Source organism: Nostoc sp. DSM 114160 (assembly GCF_053470305.1).
Genome location: NZ_JBPFGO010000001.1, coordinates 2,891,792 through 2,913,629, shown reverse-complemented (window position 1 = coordinate 2,913,629; position 21,838 = coordinate 2,891,792). Strand labels below are relative to the sequence as shown.

The window sequence follows — 21,838 nt, the reverse complement described above, 5'->3', positions numbered from 1 at the left end:
GCTTATATAACAACTAAAAATATTGCGGTTTTGTCTCATTAAATAAAAGTAATTACCGATTTCATTTGGAAATGAAAGCGAATGCAGAGTCATTCACTTTCTATTTTGTTATGCACGCTAAATCTTACTAAGCTAAAGCTAATAAATTATATTTAAGGAATAATTATGATAAAAGTGCCAGAAAATCATCACCCTAAAACTAGAAATAAGTCTACGATCAAATTAATAGATGCAAGCACAAATATTGTCTTTATAGATCCAAAAGTTATAGATTACCAAAGCTTGGTGGCTGGTATTACACTTGGCAGTGAAGTTGTTATTCTTGATGCCAATAGAGACGGTTTAGCACAAATTACCGAGTTTCTAGCAAAACGTGAATCCAATTCAGTTCAATCAATTCACATTGTTTCCCACGGAAGTGTGGGGAGTTTGCAGCTAGGATCGATTAACTTCAACCTTAGCAATCTGGATAGCTACAAAAATCAGTTACAAAAGTGGGCAACTGCTTTAACTGATAAAGCTGACATCCTAATTTATGGCTGTGATGTAGCCAGTGGTGAAGGCACAAAATTTGTACAGCAGATTAGCCAAATTACTGGAGCAGACGTTGCCGCTTCTACTAACAAAACCGGAAGTGCAGCTTTAGGTGGCGACTGGGATTTAGAAGTGAAAACAGGGAAAATTGAAGCTTCCCTGGCATTTAAACCTGAAGTAATACAGGCTTACCAATCGATTTTGCCGGCTAGTTTTACTGGCACATACTCTCAAAACTTCAACACATTAGCTGCTTCTGGAACATCTATTGCTTGGACTAATGATTCAACTATTTCAGGATGGTATTCCACAAGAACAAATTACATCACTGGTACTGGCAGTAATAACACAGGTGGATTGTACAGTTTTGGTAGTGCTAATAATGCAGACCGGGCACTTGGTTCTGTAGCTTCTGGTACTACAGGGACTATTTATTATGGGTTGCGCCTCCAAAACAACACAGGTTCAACAATTACTAACTTGCAAGTAGGTTACACGGGTGAGCAATGGCGTAATGGTGGTAATACATCGCCGCAACAGCTGAAATTTAGTTATCAAACTGGGTCAACTCTCACAAGTTTGACAACAGGAACATGGACCCCCTGTCACATCGCTAGATTTCACCGGGCCAATTGCAACTGCAACCACAGGTGCCATAGATGGCAATCAAAGTGTCAATCGAATTGTCATAGCACCTGTAATATTTAACCTACCTACCCCAATCGCTAACGGTGAAGAGATTATATTACGTTGGGAAGACATAGATGATGGAAGCAACGATCATGGTTTAGCGATTGACGATGTATCTGTCAAACTAAATAACACTACTTATGTAGTAACTAACATCAATGATAGCGGTGCTGGCTCGTTAAGGCAAGCTATTATCAATGCCAATAACGATCCAGGGATTGAGACAATCGTCTTTGATACGACTGGGATATTTGGTGATGCGACCCCCGACACTATTACCCTCACTTCTGGGGAATTGAATATTACCGAAGGAGTCATAATTCAAGGAACTGGGGCTAATAAACTCGTCATTAGTGGTAACAATGCTTCCCGTATTTTTAATGCCAGTGCATCCCTCTTAATTGATGGGTTACATATAACTGGGGGAAATGCAGGCAATAACAATGGTGGCGGCATTTACAGTACCAATACTGTTACAGTCAGCAATAGTATCATTTCTGGCAACACCGCCAACAGTAGCGGCGGTGGCATTTACAGTACCAATACCACTATTAGCAATAGTATCATTTCTGGCAACACCGCCAACAGTAACGGTGGTGGTATCTACAGTACCACTAGTGCGACAGTCAGCAATAGTACTCTTTCTGGCAACACCGCGAGCAACAGGGGCGGCGGCATCTACAGTAGCAATACCACTATTAGCAATAGTACTTTTTCCGGCAACACTGCCAACGATAACGGCGGTGGTATTTTCAACAGTACTCTTCTCACCATAAGCAATAGCACTATTTCTAGCAATACAGCAAAAAATTCTGGTGGTGGCATCTACACCAGCAATGCCACGGTGAGTAATAGCACTATTTTTGAGAACACTGCTGATAGTGATAACAATGGCACAGGTAATGGTGGCGGCATTTTTAGGTCTGGCGGTACGGTAAGCATCAGCAATAGCATCATTGCTGGCAATATTGACCGAGGTAATCAAGCGCCAGATATCTCTGGGATCAACTTCAATGGTAATGCTTACAACTTGATTGGCAATCTTGCTGGTAAATCATCCGGGACTCTGGGCACGGGTACAGATATTATTAACCCCAATCCCGGACTCAAACCGCTAGGAGATTACGGTGGTTCTACACAAACTCATGCTTTATACTTTAGCAGCCCTGCCAGGAATGCTGGCGATCCCGCTTACAATGGTGGCTTAACTACGGATCAGCGTGGCACGGATTTTAACCGTATTGAAAGCGGGAGAATTGATATTGGAGCATTTGAATATGTACTTCCAAAAGTCAACTTTGGTGCTGCTACGTACAATACAACAGAAGATAGTACCGCCACTACAGTAACTATTTCTGTTACCTTAGATGCCTCTCCTGAAACCGCTGTCACAGTTCCTATTGTCGTTAAAAACAATAGCACGGCTACTAATGGCAACGATTACACTTTCTCCCCCGCTACCATCTCCTTTACTGCTGGGGCAACAGGCGCAAATTTAACACAGCTAATTACTTTTACTATAAACCCAGACGATTTACCTGAGAATGCAGAAACAGTTGTACTCAACTTCGGCACGCTAACAGGAGCTGATTTGGGGACAATAACTGAAACTACTCTAACTATTGCTGCTAATGATGCGATTCAATACGCAATTTCTACTCCCACCTCAACTTTAACTGAAGGTAATAGCGGTACTCAAGCTGTTACCTTCACAGTTACTCGCAGTGGTGGTATTGGCGTGGCTAGTACTGTAAATTATGCTTTTAACGGTGCGGCAACTTTTGGCAGTGACTATAACAATATTCAAGTTACGGGTGGAGGAACTGCTACATCTGGAACTTTAAGCTTCGCTGTTGGGGAAACCACAAAGACAATTACAGCCGATGTTTTGGGTGACAACACATTTGAACTCAATGAAGACATTACTGTTATTCTGAGTAACCCCAGTCTCATAACTGGAGCGCCAAATTCCACAATTACTAACAGTTCGGCTACAGAAAACATCATCAACGATGATAGCCAACCAACTATCAGCATCTCGGATATCTCTGTTGCTGAAGGCAACACAGGTGCAACAACTAATGCCAATTTTATTGTCAGTCTTTCTAATCCTAGTTATCAGCAGATTACTGTAAATTACAACACCACTGATGGCACTGCTCAAGTTGCTGACTCTGATTACAACTCTGCTTCTGGAACTATTACTTTCAATCCTGGCGAAACCAGCAAAACCCTTAGCGTTGGTGTTGTAGGCGATAACAAATTTGAAACCGACGAGACATTTTCTGTCAATCTTTTGGGTGCGACAAATGCCGCAATTACTGATAGCTTGGGAGTTGGTACTATTATCAACGATGATAACCAACCAACTATCAGCATCTCAGATGTCTCAGTTTCTGAAGGCAATATAGGCACAACAACTAATGCCAACTTTATTGTCACTCTCTCCAATGCCAGTTATCAGCAAATTACTGTAAATTACAACACCACTGATGGCACTGCTCAAGTTGCTGACTCTGATTACAACTCTGCTTCTGGAACTATTACTTTCAATCCTGGGGAAACGAGCAAAGTTATTAGCATTGGTGTCATCGGTGATAACAAAGCTGAAACCAACGAGACATTTTCTGTTAATCTTTTGGGTGCAACAAATGCCGCGATCGTAGATAGTTTAGGAGTGGCTAACATCATTGATGATGACAACCAACCGACTATCAGTATCTCAGATGTCTCAGTTACTGAAGGCAATACAGGCACAACAAGTAATGCTAACTTTACTATCAGTCTTTCTAATCCTAGTTCTCAACAGATTACTGTAAATTACAACACCACTGATGGTACTGCTCAAGTTGCTGACTCTGATTACAACTCTGCTTCTGGAACTATTACTTTCAATCCTGGGGAAACGAGCAAAGTTATTAGTATTGGCGTCATCGGCGATAACCAAACTGAAACTGACGAGACATTCTCTGTTAATCTTTCGGCTGCAACAAATGCCGCGATCGCAGATAGTTTAGGAGTTGGTACTATTATCAACGATGATAACCAACCAACTATCAACATTTCGGATGTTTCAGTTTCTGAAGGCAACACAGGCACAACAAGTAATGCTAACTTTATTATCAGTCTTTCTAATCCTAGTTCTCAACAGATTACTGTAAATTACAATACCACTGATGGCACTGCTCAAGTTGCTGACTCTGATTACAACTCTGCTTCTGGAACTATTACTTTCAATCCTGGCGAAACCAGTAAAACCCTTAGCGTTGGTGTTGTAGGCGATAACAAATTTGAAACTGCCGAGACATTTTCTGTCAATCTTTTGGGTGCGATAAATGCCGCAATTACTGATAGCTTGGGAGTTGGTACTATTATCAACGATGATAACCAACCAACTATCAGCATTTCGGATGTCTCAGTTTCTGAAGGCAATACAGGCACAACAAGTAATGCTAACTTTACTATCAGTCTTTCTAATCCTAGTTATCAGCAGGTTACTGTAAATTACAACACCACTGATGGCACTGCTCAAGTTTCTAACTCTGATTACAATTATGATTCAGGAACAATTATTTTCGCTCCTGGTGAAACTAGCAAAACTCTTAGCATTGGTGTTTTAGGCGATAACCAAACTGAAGCCAACGAAACATTTTCTGTCAATCTTTCAGGCGCGACAAATGGCACGATCGCAGATAATTTAGGAGTGGCTACCATCATTGATGATGACAACCCAACAACTGTCAGTATCTCCGATGTCTCAATTGCTGAAGGTAACACAGGCACAACAACTAATGCTAACTTTATCGTCACTCTCTCCGCAGCGAGTTTACAGCAGGTTACTGTAAATTACAACACTAGTGATGGCACTGCTAAAGTTTCTGACTCTGATTACAACCCTGCTTCCGGGACAATCGTTTTCAATCCTGGCGAAACCACCAAAACTATTGCTATTGGTGTCATAGGTGATAACAAAGCTGAAACCAACGAGACATTTTCTGTCAATCTTTTCGGTGCTACAAACACCACGATTACTGATAGCTTGGGAGTGGCTACTATCATAAATGACGATCAACCCCCAGCCATCAGCATTGCAGATGTATCAGTCAAAGAAGGCACAACAGGAATGACAACTAATGCTAATTTTGTCGTCACTCTCTCAAATGAATTCTATCAACCGATAGCCGTAAATTACAGTACGAGTGATGGTACCGCTAAAGAATCTGACTCGGATTATAATTTTGGTTTAGGGACAATTGTTTTCAACCCTGGCGAAACTAGCAAAGTTATTAGTATTGGCGTCAGAGGTGATAATAAAGTTGAATCCAATGAAACATTTTTTGTCAATATCTATGGTGCAGCAAATGCCACATTTAATAATAACCAAGGAGTTGGCACAATCAAGAATGATGACTAATCGTTATTGAACAGAACATTAGCGATCGCTGCAATTATCCCAGCCCAGAGTAGCCGTGGGTAAATACTTGTGCTATAAATTACATTTTTTTGATTTATCCGCCCAAATTTTTATAGATTAAAGTATTAAATATAACTAAAAATATACGTAGTTAAAGTTCGACTAGCATTTTAAAATCCAGGATTAAGCCATTATCAAAAAAATTTATCCGAAAATCAAATATTCAGTAAAATTACGTATGCGGATCGAAGTCTTCTCAATGAATAGTAGAATTAGCCCATACAGGAGAAGACTGTGACGCTCTTAAATGAAGCTCAAGTAGAGCAACTAAAGGAAATAACCACACGCTTGCGACAAGTAAGACAAGAAAAATCTATCCGCATAGAAGAAATAGCCTCTCAGACAATGCTTCGAGTAGGTATTTTGCAAGCGTTAGAAGAAGATCGATTTGAAGAATTGCCTGAGCCGATTTTTCTCCAAGGATTCATCCGTCGTTATGGAGATGCTTTAGGGCTAGATGGAAATGCTTTATCGTACAGCCTTATAACCAATGTTGTCTGTAAAGATTCTAAAAATGCTCACCACTCAGACAATAAACAAAATACATACATACCTCTTGTTCTGACCTATATTTTATTATTGGTTGGTGCATCTGCTGGTCTTCTTCATATACTAAATCCACAACTGACAGCTGAATCCCTGACTTCAGAAAATAATAATCAACAGTCAATAGTCAGTAATCAGACTAACAAATGACCAAAAACATAGAGGGAGCGGAAAGACGCGATTAATCGCGTCTGTACCGAGTCAAAAAAAAGAATTAATAACCAATGACAAATGACCAATACTTCTCTACGAGAGGCTGCGCCAAAGACTACGCGGTAGTTGAGCGCAGTCGAAACTCAGTACAAGCGACAAATGACAATTTTCAAGATATTTGAGGTTTACGCAGATGCCAAGCGGTAGATTGTTCATAAGCGTAAGCTACCTGAAACAGTTGGTCTTCTCGTAGCACATTGCCAATTAGCTGTAATCCTATCGGTAGCCCTTGCTCGTCAAAACCACATGGCAAACTCAAACTAGGTAAACCAGCAAGATTTACAGGAATAGTCATTAAGTCATTTAAATACATACTCAAGGGGTCAGTAGTTTTTTCCCCTGCTTTAAATGCTGTAGTGGGAGATGTGGGACAAACTAACACATCAACCGCGCCAAAAGCCTTTTCAAAGTCTTGCTTAATTAAAGTACGGACTTTTTGCGCTTTCAGATAGTAAGCGTCATAATAGCCAGCCGAAAGAGCGTAAGTGCCAATCATAATCCGGCGTTTGACTTCTGTGCCAAAACCAGCGGCACGGGTACGAGTATACATTGATAACAGATTATCTGCATCAGGAGCGCGATACCCATATTTAACGCCATCGTAACGAGCCAGGTTTGCTGATGCTTCTGATGGGGCGATGATGTAGTAGGTGGGTAAGCCATAGCGAAAGCGGGGACAGGAAATTATATGAATTTCGGCTCCCAAACTTTGTAGTTGATCTACTGCTTTGGTAACAGCTTGTTCCACAACAGAGTCTAAACCTTCACCAAAAGTTTCTTTAATGATACCAATTCTTAGCTGACCTCTGGGTTTGAAGTTTGGTTTTAAGCTAGCAGCATAGTTGGGAATGGGAACTTTCAGGCTGGTAGAGTCTTTGGGATCGTAACCTGCGATCGCACCTAATAATATTGCCGCATCTTCTACCGTATTTCCAAATGGCCCAATTTGATCCAAAGACGAAGCGTAAGCTACCAAGCCATAACGGGAAACCAAACCATAAGTTGGTTTCATTCCCACCACACCGCAGAAAGACGCAGGTTGGCGAATCGAACCGCCAGTATCAGAACCGAGAGCAACTACACATTCTTGAGCCGCCACCGCCGCCGCCGACCCCCCCAGAAGAACCACCTGGAACTCGTGACAAATCCCAAGGATTAGCCGTGACTTGATAAGCAGAGTTTTCAGTGGAACTACCCATTGCAAACTCATCCAAGTTGGTTTTACCTACCATTACCGCCCCAGCATCTGCCAATTTTTGCGTCGCTGTTGATTCATAAGGCGGTACAAAATTTTCTAAAATCCGAGAGGCGCAGGTGGTAGGAATCCCCTTGGTACACATATTGTCCTTTATACCCACAGGAATGCCCGCTAGCAGCCCAATTTCTTCTCCTGCGGCAATTTTTGCATCCACAGCACCCGCCTGCTCTAATGCCCGATTTGCCGTGACACATAAAAAGCTGTGCAATTTCGGCTCTAACGCTTGAATGCGCTCTAAAGCTTCTTGGGTAATTTCAACGGCAGAACGTTCTTTTTTAACTAGCTGTTGGTGCAACTCGCGGATGGATGCCATGATTGCTCTCTTTGTGACTCAAGTCATTGATTCTAGTACATATTGGTCAAAATTGGGTATTGGTTATTGGGCATTAGACTTCTTGCAGAAGTTGGGTAAAGGGAAAGGGGTAAAGGGTAAACAGGAAAGGGATAGAATTAACATTTCCCTTTAACCTTTCCCCCTTTCCCTACCTTTAACCTTTCCCCCTTTCCCTACAAGAGTGCAAAAGGTACAAATGCCAAGAGGTCTATTGCTTATTCTCCTCTGCTTGCCATTCCCCATTCATCTGACTAAGCGGATTAATATGTATTGAAATGGGTTTAATATGTTTTTAAAAACAGCAAATACATGGCTATCAACCATCTCTTGAATAGTTTGCCAAAGTTTTCATATATATTGGCTGCTTTTGTGTAAGAGTATAGCAGTGTTTTCTAATGATATAATTTTGTATTACAACCTTATTAATACTACAAACTTCATAATTTTATTTAACTCCACAAAATTTTTCGAGGTAAGGTAGGATGATAAAAATAGCCACACGTAAATATTTAGGCAAACAAAATGTTTATGACATTGGGGTGGAGCGTGACCATAATTTTACAATAAAAAATGGCTTAATAGCTGCTAATTGTTTCAATAAATCCCATTCGACAGCCTATGGTTATGTAACATATCAAACAGCATATTTAAAAGCTAATTACCCATTGGAATATATGGCGGCGCTGTTAACAGCTAACAGTGGTGATACCGATAAGGTACAGAGATACATTACTAACTGTACAAATATGGGGATATCCATAGATCCACCAGATATTAATCGTTCTGGTGTTGATTTTACGCCAACGGCAGGAAAGATTCTGTTTGGATTTTCGGCAGTGCGTAACGTGGGACAAAATGCGATCGCTTCTATTTTGTCAGCGAGAAATGAGACAGGAGAGTTTAAATCACTTGCAGATTTTTGCGATCGCGTTGATTTGCGTGCTGTTAACCGCCGAACTCTGGAGTCGTTAATTTACTGTGGAGCCTTTGACAAAATTGAATCCAACCGCCAACAGTTAATTAACGACTCAGAATTAGTGTATGATTGGGCACAATCTCGTGCGAAAGATAGAGCTAGTGGTCAAGGGAATCTATTTGATTTATTGGGCGACGGCTTTTCTTCGACTCAGAATCAAAGAGCAAATAATGCCTTTGAAACTGCTCCCAAATCTAAACCTGTGACAGATTTACCCCCACAGAAAAAGTTGCAGATGGAGAAAGAATTATTAGGCTTTTATGTATCAGATCATCCACTGAAATCCTTACGGCAAATAGCACCACTTTTGACACCAATTAACCTTTCGCAACTAGGAGAACAAAGAGAAGATACACGGCTTTGTGCAGTTGTGATGTTAAATAACGTCAAAAAAGTGGTGACTAAAAAAGGCGATCAGATGGCGATCTTGCAAGTAGAAGACCTAACTACACAATTAGAAGCTATAGTTTTTCCGAAAACTTATGAACGCATAAGTTCCCTACTCCAAGTTGATACTAGATTGATTATTTGGGGAAAAGTAGACCGACGTGACGAGCAAACTCAATTTATTCTTGAAGATGCAGAACCAGTGGAAACAGTACAAATGGTAATGGTGGAATTAAATCCCCAGCAAGCAGGTAATATGGAAGATTTACATCGCTTGAAAACGATTTTACAAGACCATTCAGTAGACAAAGAAAAGGCAAAAATGCCAGTGATTGGAATTATTCAAACTGAAACTTCTCGTAAACTTGTTCGCTTAGGTTGGCAATTTTGCGTACAAGATTCTCGAATAACTGTTCAAGCTTTGCAAAATGCCAGTTTTCCTGCTCATATAAAATCGCTGACTGGTAGCTGAGGCCAGGTGTGAAAAATCCACCAATACTAAAAAGCAACTTAAAAATTCGTTTTATTGAACTGTCAACAGTAAATTGCCTTAAGTATCTAGGATTTTCATCGTTTTTTTAGTTACTTATGCGGATGATAATTTCCTTGAGAGAATGGTATCTTTTGATGCTAATACCCTTAAGGCTGCGACCGGGGGAAGGAGTTAAAACTTGATGATTGTCAATGAGCTACATAGATTTGTTTCATACTGTAAAAAAATTCAACCCCAAACTCACGATGACATTCAAAAATTTTTTGAAGGAGTAATCTTGTTTCCTTATGATAAGGAACTTCTATTGCAAGCTTATTTATTTCTAAATATTAAAGAATTGTTTCCCTCGTGCGCTGAATTGCTATTGTTTGAAAAATCTCCAATTTCAGATTATACAGATTTAGGAAAGTGTGATTTTGTCTTCCTGACCTTTAAAGGTAGTCTGTTTTTAATTGAAACTAAGTTTATTGATACAGAAGCAACTGGAGCAACAGAACGAAAAAGGAGAAATAAGCATAGAAACAAGGTATTTGAGCAAGTCATTACTTTAAAAGGTCGATTTAGCGAATATTGGAATATGAGGCTAGACCAATTAGAGTGCGGGGTTTTCACAACAGATTCAGAAGTTGCTTGGCGAGGAAATGGTGTGAATGTTACATCTAAATCAATATCTATAGATAAGCTCGAACAATGGCGAAGAAGTTATCACAGTAGTCAAAAATTTTTATCTCATCAAGATGGCTCAAAATTTGAAGAGAAGGTTAATTTGAAAGGTTGAACTAAGATCCAAATTATAGTTATTACAGTGAATGGTGTATGGGGCATAAAAGTAATTAACAATGCCACATACACCAACCCAGAGAGTTTATCTGGGTTTTCCTTCCCAGCAATCTTTACTGCCAAACATAGATAAGGACAAACAAAATAATCCAGATAACATCGACGAAATGCCAAAACAATGAAGTTGCATTGACGCCGAAGTGACCTGTATCGTAGTTGCCAGGTAGAAAAGAACGTACCAAAATTATCAACTGCAACAGAATACCAGTGAAAACGTGCAAACCGTGGAAGCCTGTAAGTAGATAGAAGGTTCCACCAAATACCCCGGAGGTGAAACCAAAGGCGAGGCCGTTCCATTCAATCGCCTGTCCAACTAAAAAGTAAGTTCCCATTGCCATTGTTGCTAAGAGAAACAGGCGAAATTTCACTAAGTCATGGCGTTGAAGGGCGCGTTCTGCTAAGTAAATTACAAAGCTACTAGCGACAAGAATTACTGTGTTGATTGCCGGTTCTTTTACTTCTAGTCCAGAAACACCTGCTGGTAGCCAGTTAGGGGTTGTTGTTTTGTAGATGGCATATCCGGCGAAAAAACTCAAGAAAATGACGCTTTCTGAGAGGAGGAAGACAATGAAGCCAAACATTTTGTTGCCTTCTTCGTCGTGACTGTGTTCTGCGCTTGTATGGGGCAATTCGTGGGAATTGATATAGCTGTCCATGTTGGTTTTTGAGAGGGGGAGTTTGAAACGCAAAGGTACGCGGAGGGAAGCGCAGAGGTACGCGGAGGGTTTTTGCGTCTTCCCGATGGTTGGCGTTATTCTGGGAGGTTGGCTGTTAGGGGTTCTGATTTGCCGTAGCCGTAGGGTTCGGAGATGATGATGGGAGTTTCTTCAAAGTTTTCTACTGGGGGGGGTGAAGATACTAACCACTCTAGTCCGATCGCTCTCCAAGGGTTAGCGGGTGCTTTCTCGCCTTGCATCCAAGAAATCACCATGTTGAAGATGAAGGGCAAGGTAGACATTCCTAAGAGAAATCCGCCGAGGCTAGCGATGATATTCCAGAATTGATACTCTGGGGCGTAGGAAGCAACTCGGCGTAACATTCCTTGCAATCCTAAAGGGTGCATAGGCAAAAAGTTGAGGTTGGTGCCGATGAAGGCTAACCAGAAGTGGATTTTACCCCAGCTTTCGGAGTACATCCGCCCAGTCATTTTGGGGAACCAGTGATAGATGGCTGCAAATAAGCCCATCGTCACCGTGCCGTAGAGGACGTAGTGGAAGTGTCCGACTACAAAGTAGGTATTGTTAACGTGGACATCAACGGGCACGGAAGAAAGCATGATGCCTGTGATGCCGGCGAACACAAACATGATTAATCCACCCAGAGCAAATAACATGGGGGTATTTAGCCGCAGTTTACCGCCCCAAATAGTTGCTACCCAAGCAAATACTTTAATTCCTGTAGGTACAGACACACACATTGTCGTCAGCATGAAAATCAACCGCATCCAGCCTGATGTACCACTGACATACATGTGGTGTACCCAAACAATGCCGCTTACTCCTGCAATCAAGATGGATGAAATAGCAACTACTTTGTAACCAAATAGAGGTTTACGTGAATAAACTGGGAAGATTTCTGAGAAAATCGCAAAGACGGGCAAAATAATCACGTAAACGGCGGGGTGGGAGTAGAACCAGAAGTAGTGCTGGAACATAACTGGATTCCCACCTTTGCTAGGGTCAAAAAAGCTAGTACCAACCGTGAGGGTCGAGTAGCAGCATCACCGCGCCTGCTGTCAGCGCAGGTAATCCGAATAGTTGGATAATCTGGGCGCTAAATACTCCCCAGACAAACAAGGGCATCCGAAAGAAGCCCATTCCTGGGGCCCGCATCTTCACGATTGTAGTGACAAAGTTCACTGCCCCCATAATTGAGGATACGCCGGATATTGCCACCGCTAAGAGCCAGAGAACTTGACCATTAATCAAGTTACCTGTGGGATTCTGGAGACTGACTGGTGGGTAAGACCACCAACCGGCTTGAGCTGGGCCACCAGGTACAAAGAAACTACCCATCATCAAAATCCCAACTACTGGCACCATCCAAAAGGCGACGGCGTTGAGGCGGGGAAATGCCATATCTCGCGCCCCAATCATCAGGGGTACTAGATAGTTGGCAAAGCCAACCAGTGAGGGAAATGTCCACAAGAACAGCATCACAGTGCCGTGCATGGTGAACATACCGTTGTAGACGGTGCGATCGACTAAATCTGATTCGGGTGTCATCAGTTCTCCCCGCATCACCATCGCAAAGATACCGCCGACGAGAAAGAAGAAGAATGAGGTAACGAGATACTGGATACCAATTACCTTGTGGTCGGTACTAAAGCTGAAGTATTCTTTCCAGCTACTTGGAGATTCGTGGTTATGCTTCTCATTAGGGAGAAGAATACCTTCAATAGGAACATTAGTCATGATTACTTTCCTTTCAACCAGGTGAATTGACTAGAGGAGGTGCAGCAGGTGGAACTGTAACCCAACCAGTTTGGACTGATTGATTGGATGTTTGGGCATACTCAGAAGCTGCCTGATTATTTGCTAGGGATGGCTTTTGGGTTGCAGCTTGTGCCAGCCAATGCTGATAATCTTCAGGAGATTCGACGACTACATTTGCCTGCATCGTCGCAAAGTATGTGCCGCTATATTGGGAATCGGTTAATCGGTATTGTCCGGGGCGGATGGGAGTAAATTCAAAGTCGATCGCGTGGTTAGGAATAATATCCTGCTTGAGGCGGAACGCAGGTATATAGAAGCCGTGCAAAACATCCTGCGATCGCAGTGCTAAACGTATCCGGCGATCGCTTGGTAAATGCAATTCGGTACTGGTAATATCTCTCTCTGGGTAATGAAAAACCCATGCCCACTGTTTAGCTAGGACATCGATTTTTTCTACAGGTTCTGCTAAGTCCTTAGCTGGTGCTGCATAAGCTGATTCCATTGCCAGGGGATTATGCAGATGAACTAGTTCTGATGGGCCTTGAATCCCCATTTGTTCGTAAACTTGGTAGCTGTAGCCTGCAATCCAAAATACCAAAAGAATTGGAATTGCTGTCCAGACAATTTCTAGGGTGATATTACCTTCAATCGCAGGGCCGTCAGTGAAGTCATCTTTGACTACCCGATGGAAGATTACAGAATACATCAGAGTACTTGTTACTCCCAAGAAGATGAAGGCACCGAGGGTTACTAAGAAGCTAATCAAATCATCAATGAGTAGGGATTCGGCTGCTGCTTGCGGAGGAAGCCAGGAGTAAGCCTGCTTGCCGATCCAGAGACTCGTAACAGTCACTGCGATCGCGCCTGTAAGCAGCGTCAAAATATTTAAAATCTTCTGGATTTTCATCATTGGTTATTGGTCATTGGTTATTGGTCATTGGTCGATCGTTAGTAACTTTAAACAAATGACATAGACGCTTCTGCGGCTTCCCGCAGGGTAGGACAAAGGACAAATGACAAATGACTTACTTGAGTGTTGTGTTGAGGTCTTGGCCTAATCGCAGCAAATTATCTGCTGTATTGTGTACGCCAAACTCGGCGGCTAGTTGCGCTCCTAGTGTGCCGTGGATGTACATAACGAACATGATTGCAATGCCTGCGAACAGATAGATCCATTGCACTTCTCTATCTGTCTGTTTATATTCTTGTTTGCCCCAAACGAAGCGCTGCCATGCTCTCCAGACGGTCATGCTAACAATCAGTGCTAATAAGAACACACCACCCACACCATGCCAAAGCATAGTTTCCATTGCCTGCAATCCCCAGGCACTCTTTATATCTGCTGGTGGTGTTGCCAACAGCATTTCGTAAAAGCCTGCTCCCACTGTGAAAAATGTGATGATGCTGGCAGCTAACATGTTGTACCAGCCAACAGTAAATAAGTTGTCACGTTCGACAGTAATTGCCAAAAATTTGAAGACCCATTTTTCAAAGGGGAACAAAACACCAACAATATCAAAGGTCATCGCAATGATGAACAAACCTATTGTCAGATGGACTAAGTTGGGATGGATGGGAATTGTGTAAGGTAATCCGTTTGCACCTAAAGAGCCGTTCAATTGGTCAATTAATTCTGAGTTCATCGCAACACACCATCCTTTACTGCTTCCACAACTGGCACGGTATGCAATCCATACACCCAAACAAGTTCATCTCCGAGATATACCTGCAAGCCAACTATTAAGGTTAAAATTAGTCCGGCTCCCAAATAATAAATCGATACTTTTTGCGGATTGCGGGCACGAATTACATAGCGCCAAGCTGTAATCGCTGTGATAATTCCTGAAAGCGACCAGCCAATTAGCGTATGCAAATTCAGCACCGATTTCGCTAAACTGTAAGGCTGTGCTAATCCCGCTTCAAACTGACCAAAAATAATCGCGACGAAGATGGCGATCGTGGCAACTAACATATTCCACCAACTCACCTCAAAAAGACCGGATTTACCAGTAAAATAGCCGATTACATCGCAGAAGAAGGAAAACAACACCATCGCAATTACGAAGTGGACAACGATGGGATGAATCGTATCTGGATAGGGCAAATTGTGGTCGTTCAAAGATGTCAAATACTCAAGCATCGTCTTCTCCTGGACATATCTACCGTACTTTGGTCAATAAATTTTGGATTTTTGAATTGGCGATCGCGCAGTCTTAGCGAGCGTCTTTTAGATTTATTCCGTCCCAGACGAGATATAAACTAGAAGACTCTAATCAAAAATCTAAAATCGCTAGTCAAGCTTCAATAATTGATGGACACTCACTAACATCACCACAAGTATCCATCCATAATTGCTCGGATTCTGTTCAATATCTGCGCGGTACAATACGCTTAATCATGTCTTAGCTTTTTGTAGCCAAATTTGATTAAATTGCCTACATGGAATAATTTTTGTTTTGATTCATTTCCTTATGCCAATAGTCTGCAACAGCAATTTTTGATGTAGCTAAATCAAATCGCTGTCGTTTGTTGATTTGCTTAACCTATCCTTTAGCTTAAGTAAATTTTTATGAATTGTCAAAACAATAAATATTAAACTTTTAAAAGTTAGTGTTTTAACAAAAAAATATTTTTACAATGTATTTATTTTTGCAATTTATAAAATATAAAAACGTGGAAATATTATATTTGTCTGTAAGGTATTTCACAATAGTAAAATATGTGTTTGTGATGTAAATAACAAAAATATTTGAATCACTCAAAAAAACCTTTAAAAAGATAAAAGTAAGGAATCATGGTTAAGCCAGAACTCAGAAATACACTTTATTGCAACAGGTTCGCTTTTTTACTCTAATATTATTTTCATAATTCTTTCATTTTTCTCTTACTTCTGCTAAAGTGAAACAAAAGTGAGAAGATTATGAAATTGCTATAATGAGATTTAATGTCAATAACCAGATGCAACTACCGCAGCACGGGCAAAAATTGGCTTTAGCGTCTGGGCTGCTATTGTGGCTATGTTTGAGTGGGTGTAGCCCGTCAATTTCCAATTCTCAACCACAGTTAAGTCCAAACCCAGGCACAACTAACACCAACCTAGATAAAAAAGGTAAAAAAGTAGTTCTTACCACCTTTACAGTCATTGCAGATATGGCGCAAAACGTCGCAGGAGACAAGGCGATTGTTGAATCTTTGACCAAACCGGGGGCAGAAATTCATGGTTATGAACCAACTCCTAGCGATTTGGTGAGGGCGCAAAAAGCAGACCTAATTTTGAATAATGGTCTGAATTTAGAGCGTTGGGCACAGAAATTGTATAACAGCGTTCCTAATGTACCTCACGTTACCCTAAGTGAGGGAATTAAGCCTGTCGAAATTGCTGAGGATGCCTACAAAGGGAAACCTAATCCCCATGCTTGGATGTCACCAGAAAACGCCTTGATTTACGTAGAGAATATTCGTAAGGCATTGGTTAATTTGGACTCAGCGAATGCAGAGACTTATAACACCAATGCCAAAGCATACAGCCAAAAGATTAAGGAAGTTGATGAGAAACTGCGAAAAGCCGTGTCGGTAGTTCCAGCAGACAAGCGTTACATGGTAAGCTGTGAAGGCGCTTTCTCATACGTCACCCGCGATTATGGCTTAAAAGAAGCTTATCTCTGGGCGGTTAACTCTGAACAACAAGCTACTCCCAAACAGCTAGAAAAAGTCATTGATATAGTTAAAAAAAATAAAATACCTGTAGTTTTCTGTGAAAGTACAGTTAACGATGGAGCGCAACGTCAGGTAGCGAGAGAATCGGGAGCAAGGTTTGGTGGAGTATTTTACGTTGATTCCCTATCTCCAGCAAACGGGCCAGCACCAACTTATCTCAAGTTGCTAGAAGGTAATATTAATACTCTAACTCAGGGATTAGAGGAAAAGTGAGCAAGTATGCAAGAATAAATCTAACTATTGAAAATAAGCTGGTATTAAGGGCTTTAGTCCTGCTTTGTTCTCTGGAAAACGTTACGTGTTTGCAAAGAGAGCTAAAGCCGCTCACTACAAACTACTAATTAATTTTAGAGGTTATTTTTTGTGAAATCTATTAGTATTGATGTCGAAAATTTGACAGTTGCTTACCACGGCAAAGTTGCTTTACATGGTGCTTCTTTGCAAATTCAAGCAGGTTCAATCAGTGGTTTAGTAGGGATGAATGGTAGTGGTAAATCAACCCTATTTAAGGCAATTATGGGTTTTTTGAAGCCAGTGACAGGAAGGGTTTTGATTAATGGTTTACCGATAAAAACTGTACAGAAAAAAAGCTTGGTTGCTTATGTACCACAGTCAGAAGAGGTGGACTGGAATTTTCCAGTAAGTGTCCATGATGTGGTGATGATGGGGCGCTACGGATACATGAATATACTGCGAATTCCGTCGGCGAACGATCGAAGAGTGGTGAGGGAGAGTTTGGAAAGGATGCAAATGTGGTCGATGCGCGATCGCCAAATTGGAGAACTCTCTGGCGGACAGAAAAAACGTGCCTTTCTCGCCCGTGCTTTAGCACAACAGGGAACAGTTTTACTATTAGATGAACCTTTCACCGGGGTAGATATCAAAACAGAAAAAGCGATGATTGACTTATTGCTGGAATTGCGAGAAGAAGGTCATACAATTTTGATTTCTACTCATGACTTAGCGTCTATCACTACTTTCTGCGACCAAGTAGTACTCATTAATCGTACTATTTTAGCTTATGGTGATACATCCGAAGTTTTCACAGAAGAGAATCTTTCACGGACTTTTGGTGGTTCTCTTGGAGATTTATCTCTCAACAAAAGTCAGATAATCCGTGGAAATCAAGGTGAATCTGATTGATTGAGAATTTTTAGTTGATATTGCTTGGATTAAAGTTATACAAATATGAATACTCTTGCATTCTTAGACTGGTTCACTACACCCCTACAGCATGAATTCATGGTGAAGGCAATTTGTGTAAGTGCCTTAGTTGGTGTGGTTTGTTCTGTTTTATCTTGTTTTATGACCCTCAAAGGTTGGGCATTAATGGGAGATGCTGTTTCCCATGCAGTAATGCCTGGGGTTGTAATTGCTTATGTTTTAAATATCCCTTTTGCTGTGGGTGCTTTTGTTTTTGGAGTAGGTTCAGTTATTGCGATCGGTTATATCAAAGCGAAAACGAGAATTAAAGAAGATACTGTCATTGGACTTGTATTTACAGGATTTTTTGCTCTGGGTTTGGTACTAGTTTCCAAAACTCCCAGCAGCGTAGACTTGACGCACATCTTGTTTGGAAATGTCTTGGGTATTTCTAATGAAGATATTATCCAAACGGTGATTATTAGCGTAATTACTTTAGTAACAATAGCTGTTTTACGCAAAGACTTACTATTATTTTGTTTTGACCCCACTCATGCACGTTCTATCGGTTTAAATACAGCAGCGCTACACTATATTTTACTATCATTACTCTCGCTAACTGCTGTCGCCGGACTCCAGACAGTGGGAATTATTCTGGTTGTAGCGATGTTGGTTACTCCGGGAGCAACAGCTTATTTATTAACAGACCGTTTCGACCACATGATACTAATTGCAATGGCATCGGGCGTATTTTCTAGTGTCATGGGGACTTACATCAGCTATCATATCGATGGTGCAACGGGGGGTTGCATAGTTGTGTTGCAAACCTTGTTGTTTATCGTAGCAATGATTTTTGCACCTAAGCATGGGTTACTGGGAAGAGCAAAGAAGCAAGAAAACACTGACTGATTCAGTATGAAATACTCTTTGCTATTTACCTAATTCGCATTCTGTAGGTGTGAGGGCGAAATAAGTGTCGTTTAAAATTGTGGTAATTGGTACTTCTTTAGGCGGATTATCAGCACTGAAAATCGTCTTGGGTAATTTACCAGCGGACTTCCCTGTAGCGATCGCGATCGTACAACACCGTCATAAAGAATCTAGCAACACACTCCAGAATTTATTACAAGAATCCACTTTGTTGAAAATTCGCGAAGTGGAAGACAAGGACGAAATACTACCGGGATATATCTACATCGCCCCAGCAGATTATCATTTACTGGTTGAACCAGGTCACTTTGCTCTTTCGACTGATGAGCCTGTTTCTTATGCGAGACCATCTATTGATGTGCTGTTTGAGTCGGCAGCTGATGTCTACACAGAAGAAGTTATTGGTGTAATATTGACAGGAGCAAACCAAGATGGTATGCAAGGTCTTAAGAAAATAAAAGCGCGGGGAGGAATTACTATTGTACAAGAACCTGCCACAGCTGAAAGCGACATTATGCCAGAGGCAGCAATTTCAGCTATTGAAGTAGACTGGATTTTGACACTCTCAAACATTGCTTCCCAGATGGTCAAGCTTTGTCAATCATCACCGAAATAAACCGATGCAGATGGAATCCAAAGTCAACATCCTCCTAGTAGATGATAAACTAGAAAATTTGCTGGCACTAGAAGCAATCCTAGAAAAACTAGGGGAGAATCTCGTGAGAGCTACTTCCGGGGAAGAAGCTTTGAGGTGTCTGCTGCATCAAGACTTTGCAGTGATTTTGCTGGATGTGCAAATGCCAGGGATGGACGGTTTTGAAACTGCTACCTTAATTCGCAATCGGGGGCGATCGCGTCACACTCCAATAATCTTTCTTACCGCCTTTAGCACCAGCGACCAAATGCTGTTTAAAGGCTATGCCTTGGGTGCTGTTGATTATCTGCTCAAACCACTAGACCCCAATATTTTGACTTCTAAAGTCACAGTATTTGTAGAACTATTTAAGAAAACAGAAGCTATCAAGCAACAAACAGCGCAACTGGTAGCTGTGAATACCGAACTCAGGCAAAGTGAAGAACGATTCCGATCGCTAAGTACCTGCTCACCCGTTGGCATTTTTGAAACTGATACTGAAGGTAACTGTAAATATACTAATCCCCGATATCAGATAATTTGTGGCTTGAAAGCGGCAGAGAGTTTAGAGAAGAGATGGCTGGAATCTGTTCATCCAGAAGATAGAGAACGAGCGATCGCTAGTTGGTCTGCTTACATTTGTGAAGGTCGGGAATACTCAGAAGAATTTCGCTTTCAAGCTGCTCACGGTAATATTCGTTGGGTTCAAGTCCGCTCATCACCGATGCTTTCCAGTCAAGGAGACTTGTTGGGTTATGTAGGCACTCTTGAAGACATTACCGAACGCAAGCAAGCAGAAGAAGTCCGCGCTCAAGTGATTCGCGAACAAACGGCAAGACACGAAGCAGAAGCTGCGAATCGGATGAAAGATGAGTTTCTAGCAGTTCTCTCCCACGAACTGCGCACGCCTCTAACCTCAATGCTAGGCTGGTCAAAAATCCTCCGCACCAAGAAACTTGACGAAAAAGCCACTTCTCGCGCCTTGGAAGCGATCGAACGCAACGCCATATCTCAGATGCAACTAATTGAGGATATTTTGGATGTATCCCGGATTATCCGCGGTCAGTTGCGGTTAAACGTATCGGCAGTCAATCTAATCTCGGTGATGGAGGCAGCTTTAGAGGCAGTGCGTCCTCTAGCAGAGCCAAAAGAGATTCAATTAAATACTCTGCTGGATACTTCCATAGGATCGGTCTATGGCGATCCAGCCCGTTTACAGCAAATTGTCTGGAACCTACTAACTAATGCAATAAAATTTACCCCTAAAGGTGGCAGGGTAGAGGTTAGGCTATCAAAGCATTTTGGATTTTCGATTTCAGACTTCAGCGTGAGCGCTCAGTCGAAGGATTTTGGATTGGGATCTGATGGGAATTTAGCCTCTTCAAACACTGATGAAAGCAGTAATATACAATCCAAAATTCAAAATTTAGAATCTCAGTACGCCCAAATTGAAGTTATCGATACAGGCGTTGGTATTAGTTCCGAGTTTTTACCCAAAGTATTTGAGCGTTTTCGCCAAGCAGACAGTACCACAACGCGATCGCACAATGGATTAGGACTAGGATTAGCGATCGTCCGTCATCTAGTGGAACTGCACAAAGGTGCAATCTTTGCCGAAAGTTTAGGTACTGGACAAGGAGCAACCTTTACTGTAAGACTACCACTTCTACAAGACAATAAGGGTAGTAGGGTGAGTAGAGAAGCTACAGGAGAAATTTCTTCCCCTGTGGCATCGACACCCCTTGCTGGATTAAGAGTTTTAGTTGTAGATGATGAAGCAGATACCCGTAACTTTCTCAGTTTTATGTTTGAGGAGTATGGGGCTTTTGCCAGTGCGGTAGCATCAGTTGATGAAGCGCTAGTAGTAGTTGAACAAGCAAAACCAGATATCCTGATTAGCGACATCGGTATGTCAGAGCAAGATGGTTATACACTGATTAGGAAACTGCGCTCTTTAGAACCAGAAAAAGGTGGACGCATCCCCGCGATCGCTTTAACAGCATACACGCGAGAGGAAGACCGCTTAAAAGCCCTAAAAGCTGGGTTTCAGCAGCATTTATCTAAGCCAATTGACCCCAATAAGTTGATTTCTGCGGTTGCCAATATCTTAGAACTGCCTATTGAAGTTCGAGTGAGTTGATTTGGAATTGGGAAGAGGGGAGCAGGGGAGCAGGGGAGCAAGAAAGAAGTTGCAGTAAGTCTTTCCCCTCTGCCCCTCTGCCCAATGCTCAATG

14 protein-coding genes and 2 pseudogenes are annotated in these 21,838 nt (G+C 41.7%); 10 read left to right on the top strand and 6 right to left on the bottom strand.

All coding sequences use genetic code 11. The features are described 5' to 3' along the window. The first annotated feature begins 165 nt into the window (after window positions 1-165). From NSTCB13_RS12980 to NSTCB13_RS12970, 3 genes are all read left to right on the top strand, one after another. Entirely contained in the window at window positions 166-1,242 is a 1,077-nt protein-coding gene (locus tag NSTCB13_RS12980; RefSeq protein ID WP_448272616.1) for a DUF4347 domain-containing protein, read from the top strand. Between the two features lie 277 nt (window positions 1,243-1,519). Further along, complete coding sequence (locus NSTCB13_RS12975; RefSeq protein WP_448272615.1) at window positions 1,520-5,638, top strand: Calx-beta domain-containing protein; 4,119 nt, start codon at window positions 1,520-1,522, stop codon at window positions 5,636-5,638. 294 nt (window positions 5,639-5,932) lie between these two features. Next, the gene (locus NSTCB13_RS12970; protein WP_448265088.1) at window positions 5,933-6,394 is read left to right on the top strand and encodes a helix-turn-helix domain-containing protein; all 462 of its coding nucleotides are present in this window, start codon (window positions 5,933-5,935) and stop codon (window positions 6,392-6,394) included. Window positions 6,395-6,566: 172 nt separating this feature from the next. Here NSTCB13_RS12970 and gatA read toward each other — a convergent pair. After that, a pseudogene (gatA, locus tag NSTCB13_RS12965) lies at window positions 6,567-8,028 on the bottom strand (Asp-tRNA(Asn)/Glu-tRNA(Gln) amidotransferase subunit GatA). A gap of 503 nt (window positions 8,029-8,531) precedes the next feature. Between gatA and NSTCB13_RS12960 the strand changes: the two are divergent. After that, window positions 8,532-9,884: a helix-hairpin-helix domain-containing protein gene (locus tag NSTCB13_RS12960; protein ID WP_448272614.1), complete on the top strand. Its 1,353-nt coding sequence runs from the start codon at window positions 8,532-8,534 to the stop codon at window positions 9,882-9,884. Between the two features lie 202 nt (window positions 9,885-10,086). Further along, window positions 10,087-10,683, top strand: coding sequence for a hypothetical protein (locus NSTCB13_RS12955; protein ID WP_445628193.1), 597 nt, complete (start codon window positions 10,087-10,089; stop codon window positions 10,681-10,683). 115 nt (window positions 10,684-10,798) lie between these two features. Here NSTCB13_RS12955 and NSTCB13_RS12950 read toward each other — a convergent pair whose 3' ends face one another. The 5 genes and pseudogenes from NSTCB13_RS12950 to NSTCB13_RS12930 all read right to left on the bottom strand — a co-directional run bounded on the left by NSTCB13_RS12950 (window position 10,799) and on the right by NSTCB13_RS12930 (window position 15,320). Then, a complete protein-coding gene (locus NSTCB13_RS12950) occupies window positions 10,799-11,401 on the bottom strand; it encodes a cytochrome c oxidase subunit 3 (RefSeq protein ID WP_322681946.1) in 603 nt (200 codons plus the stop codon). A 95-nt stretch (window positions 11,402-11,496) separates the two neighbouring features. Beyond that, window positions 11,497-13,159 (bottom strand): annotated as a pseudogene (ctaD, locus tag NSTCB13_RS12945) (cytochrome c oxidase subunit I). 13 nt (window positions 13,160-13,172) lie between these two features. Continuing rightward, window positions 13,173-14,087 (bottom strand): cytochrome c oxidase subunit II, encoded by a 915-nt coding sequence (locus NSTCB13_RS12940; RefSeq protein ID WP_445632212.1) that lies wholly within the window; start codon window positions 14,085-14,087, stop codon window positions 13,173-13,175. A 118-nt stretch (window positions 14,088-14,205) separates the two neighbouring features. After that, window positions 14,206-14,823: a DUF2231 domain-containing protein gene (locus NSTCB13_RS12935; RefSeq protein WP_445628196.1), complete on the bottom strand. Its 618-nt coding sequence runs from the start codon at window positions 14,821-14,823 to the stop codon at window positions 14,206-14,208. Further along, a complete protein-coding gene (locus tag NSTCB13_RS12930; RefSeq protein ID WP_322681949.1) occupies window positions 14,820-15,320 on the bottom strand; it encodes a DUF2231 domain-containing protein in 501 nt (166 codons plus the stop codon). Before NSTCB13_RS12930 ends, NSTCB13_RS12935 begins: the two co-directional genes overlap by 4 nt. 818 nt (window positions 15,321-16,138) lie before the next feature. Here NSTCB13_RS12930 and NSTCB13_RS12925 point away from each other — a divergent pair. From NSTCB13_RS12925 to NSTCB13_RS12905, 5 genes are all read left to right on the top strand, one after another. Next, a complete protein-coding gene (locus tag NSTCB13_RS12925) occupies window positions 16,139-17,110 on the top strand; it encodes a metal ABC transporter substrate-binding protein (RefSeq protein WP_448272613.1) in 972 nt (323 codons plus the stop codon). A gap of 150 nt (window positions 17,111-17,260) precedes the next feature. Next, window positions 17,261-18,040 carry a metal ABC transporter ATP-binding protein gene (locus NSTCB13_RS12920; RefSeq protein ID WP_445628198.1) on the top strand — a complete coding sequence of 260 codons (780 nt, stop codon included), beginning with the start codon at window positions 17,261-17,263 and terminating at the stop codon, window positions 18,038-18,040. 45 nt (window positions 18,041-18,085) lie between these two features. Then, a complete protein-coding gene (locus NSTCB13_RS12915; protein ID WP_448265083.1) occupies window positions 18,086-18,949 on the top strand; it encodes a metal ABC transporter permease in 864 nt (287 codons plus the stop codon). Between the two features lie 64 nt (window positions 18,950-19,013). Next, window positions 19,014-19,586 (top strand): chemotaxis protein CheB, encoded by a 573-nt coding sequence (locus NSTCB13_RS12910; RefSeq protein WP_322681953.1) that lies wholly within the window; start codon window positions 19,014-19,016, stop codon window positions 19,584-19,586. Between the two features lie 4 nt (window positions 19,587-19,590). After that, window positions 19,591-21,744 (top strand): hybrid sensor histidine kinase/response regulator, encoded by a 2,154-nt coding sequence (locus tag NSTCB13_RS12905; protein WP_445628201.1) that lies wholly within the window; start codon window positions 19,591-19,593, stop codon window positions 21,742-21,744. Window positions 21,745-21,838 lie beyond the last annotated feature (94 nt).

Bases quoted from the DNA above. Each gene is read 5' to 3' on its own strand.
- NSTCB13_RS12980 (WP_448272616.1), top strand. From the start codon at position 166: ATGATAAAAGTGCCAGAAAATCATCACCCTAAAACTAGAAATAAGTCT.
- NSTCB13_RS12960 (WP_448272614.1), top strand. From the start codon at position 8,532: ATGATAAAAATAGCCACACGTAAATATTTAGGCAAACAAAATGTTTAT.
- NSTCB13_RS12915 (WP_448265083.1), top strand. From the start codon at position 18,086: ATGAATACTCTTGCATTCTTAGACTGGTTCACTACACCCCTACAGCAT.
- NSTCB13_RS12905 (WP_445628201.1), top strand. From the start codon at position 19,591: ATGCAGATGGAATCCAAAGTCAACATCCTCCTAGTAGATGATAAACTA.
- NSTCB13_RS12940 (WP_445632212.1), bottom strand. From the start codon at position 14,087: ATGAAAATCCAGAAGATTTTAAATATTTTGACGCTGCTTACAGGCGCG.
- NSTCB13_RS12925 (WP_448272613.1), top strand. From the start codon at position 16,139: ATGCAACTACCGCAGCACGGGCAAAAATTGGCTTTAGCGTCTGGGCTG.
- NSTCB13_RS12935 (WP_445628196.1), bottom strand. From the start codon at position 14,823: ATGAACTCAGAATTAATTGACCAATTGAACGGCTCTTTAGGTGCAAAC.
- NSTCB13_RS12955 (WP_445628193.1), top strand. From the start codon at position 10,087: ATGATTGTCAATGAGCTACATAGATTTGTTTCATACTGTAAAAAAATT.
- NSTCB13_RS12930 (WP_322681949.1), bottom strand. From the start codon at position 15,320: ATGCTTGAGTATTTGACATCTTTGAACGACCACAATTTGCCCTATCCA.
- NSTCB13_RS12950 (WP_322681946.1), bottom strand. From the start codon at position 11,401: ATGGACAGCTATATCAATTCCCACGAATTGCCCCATACAAGCGCAGAA.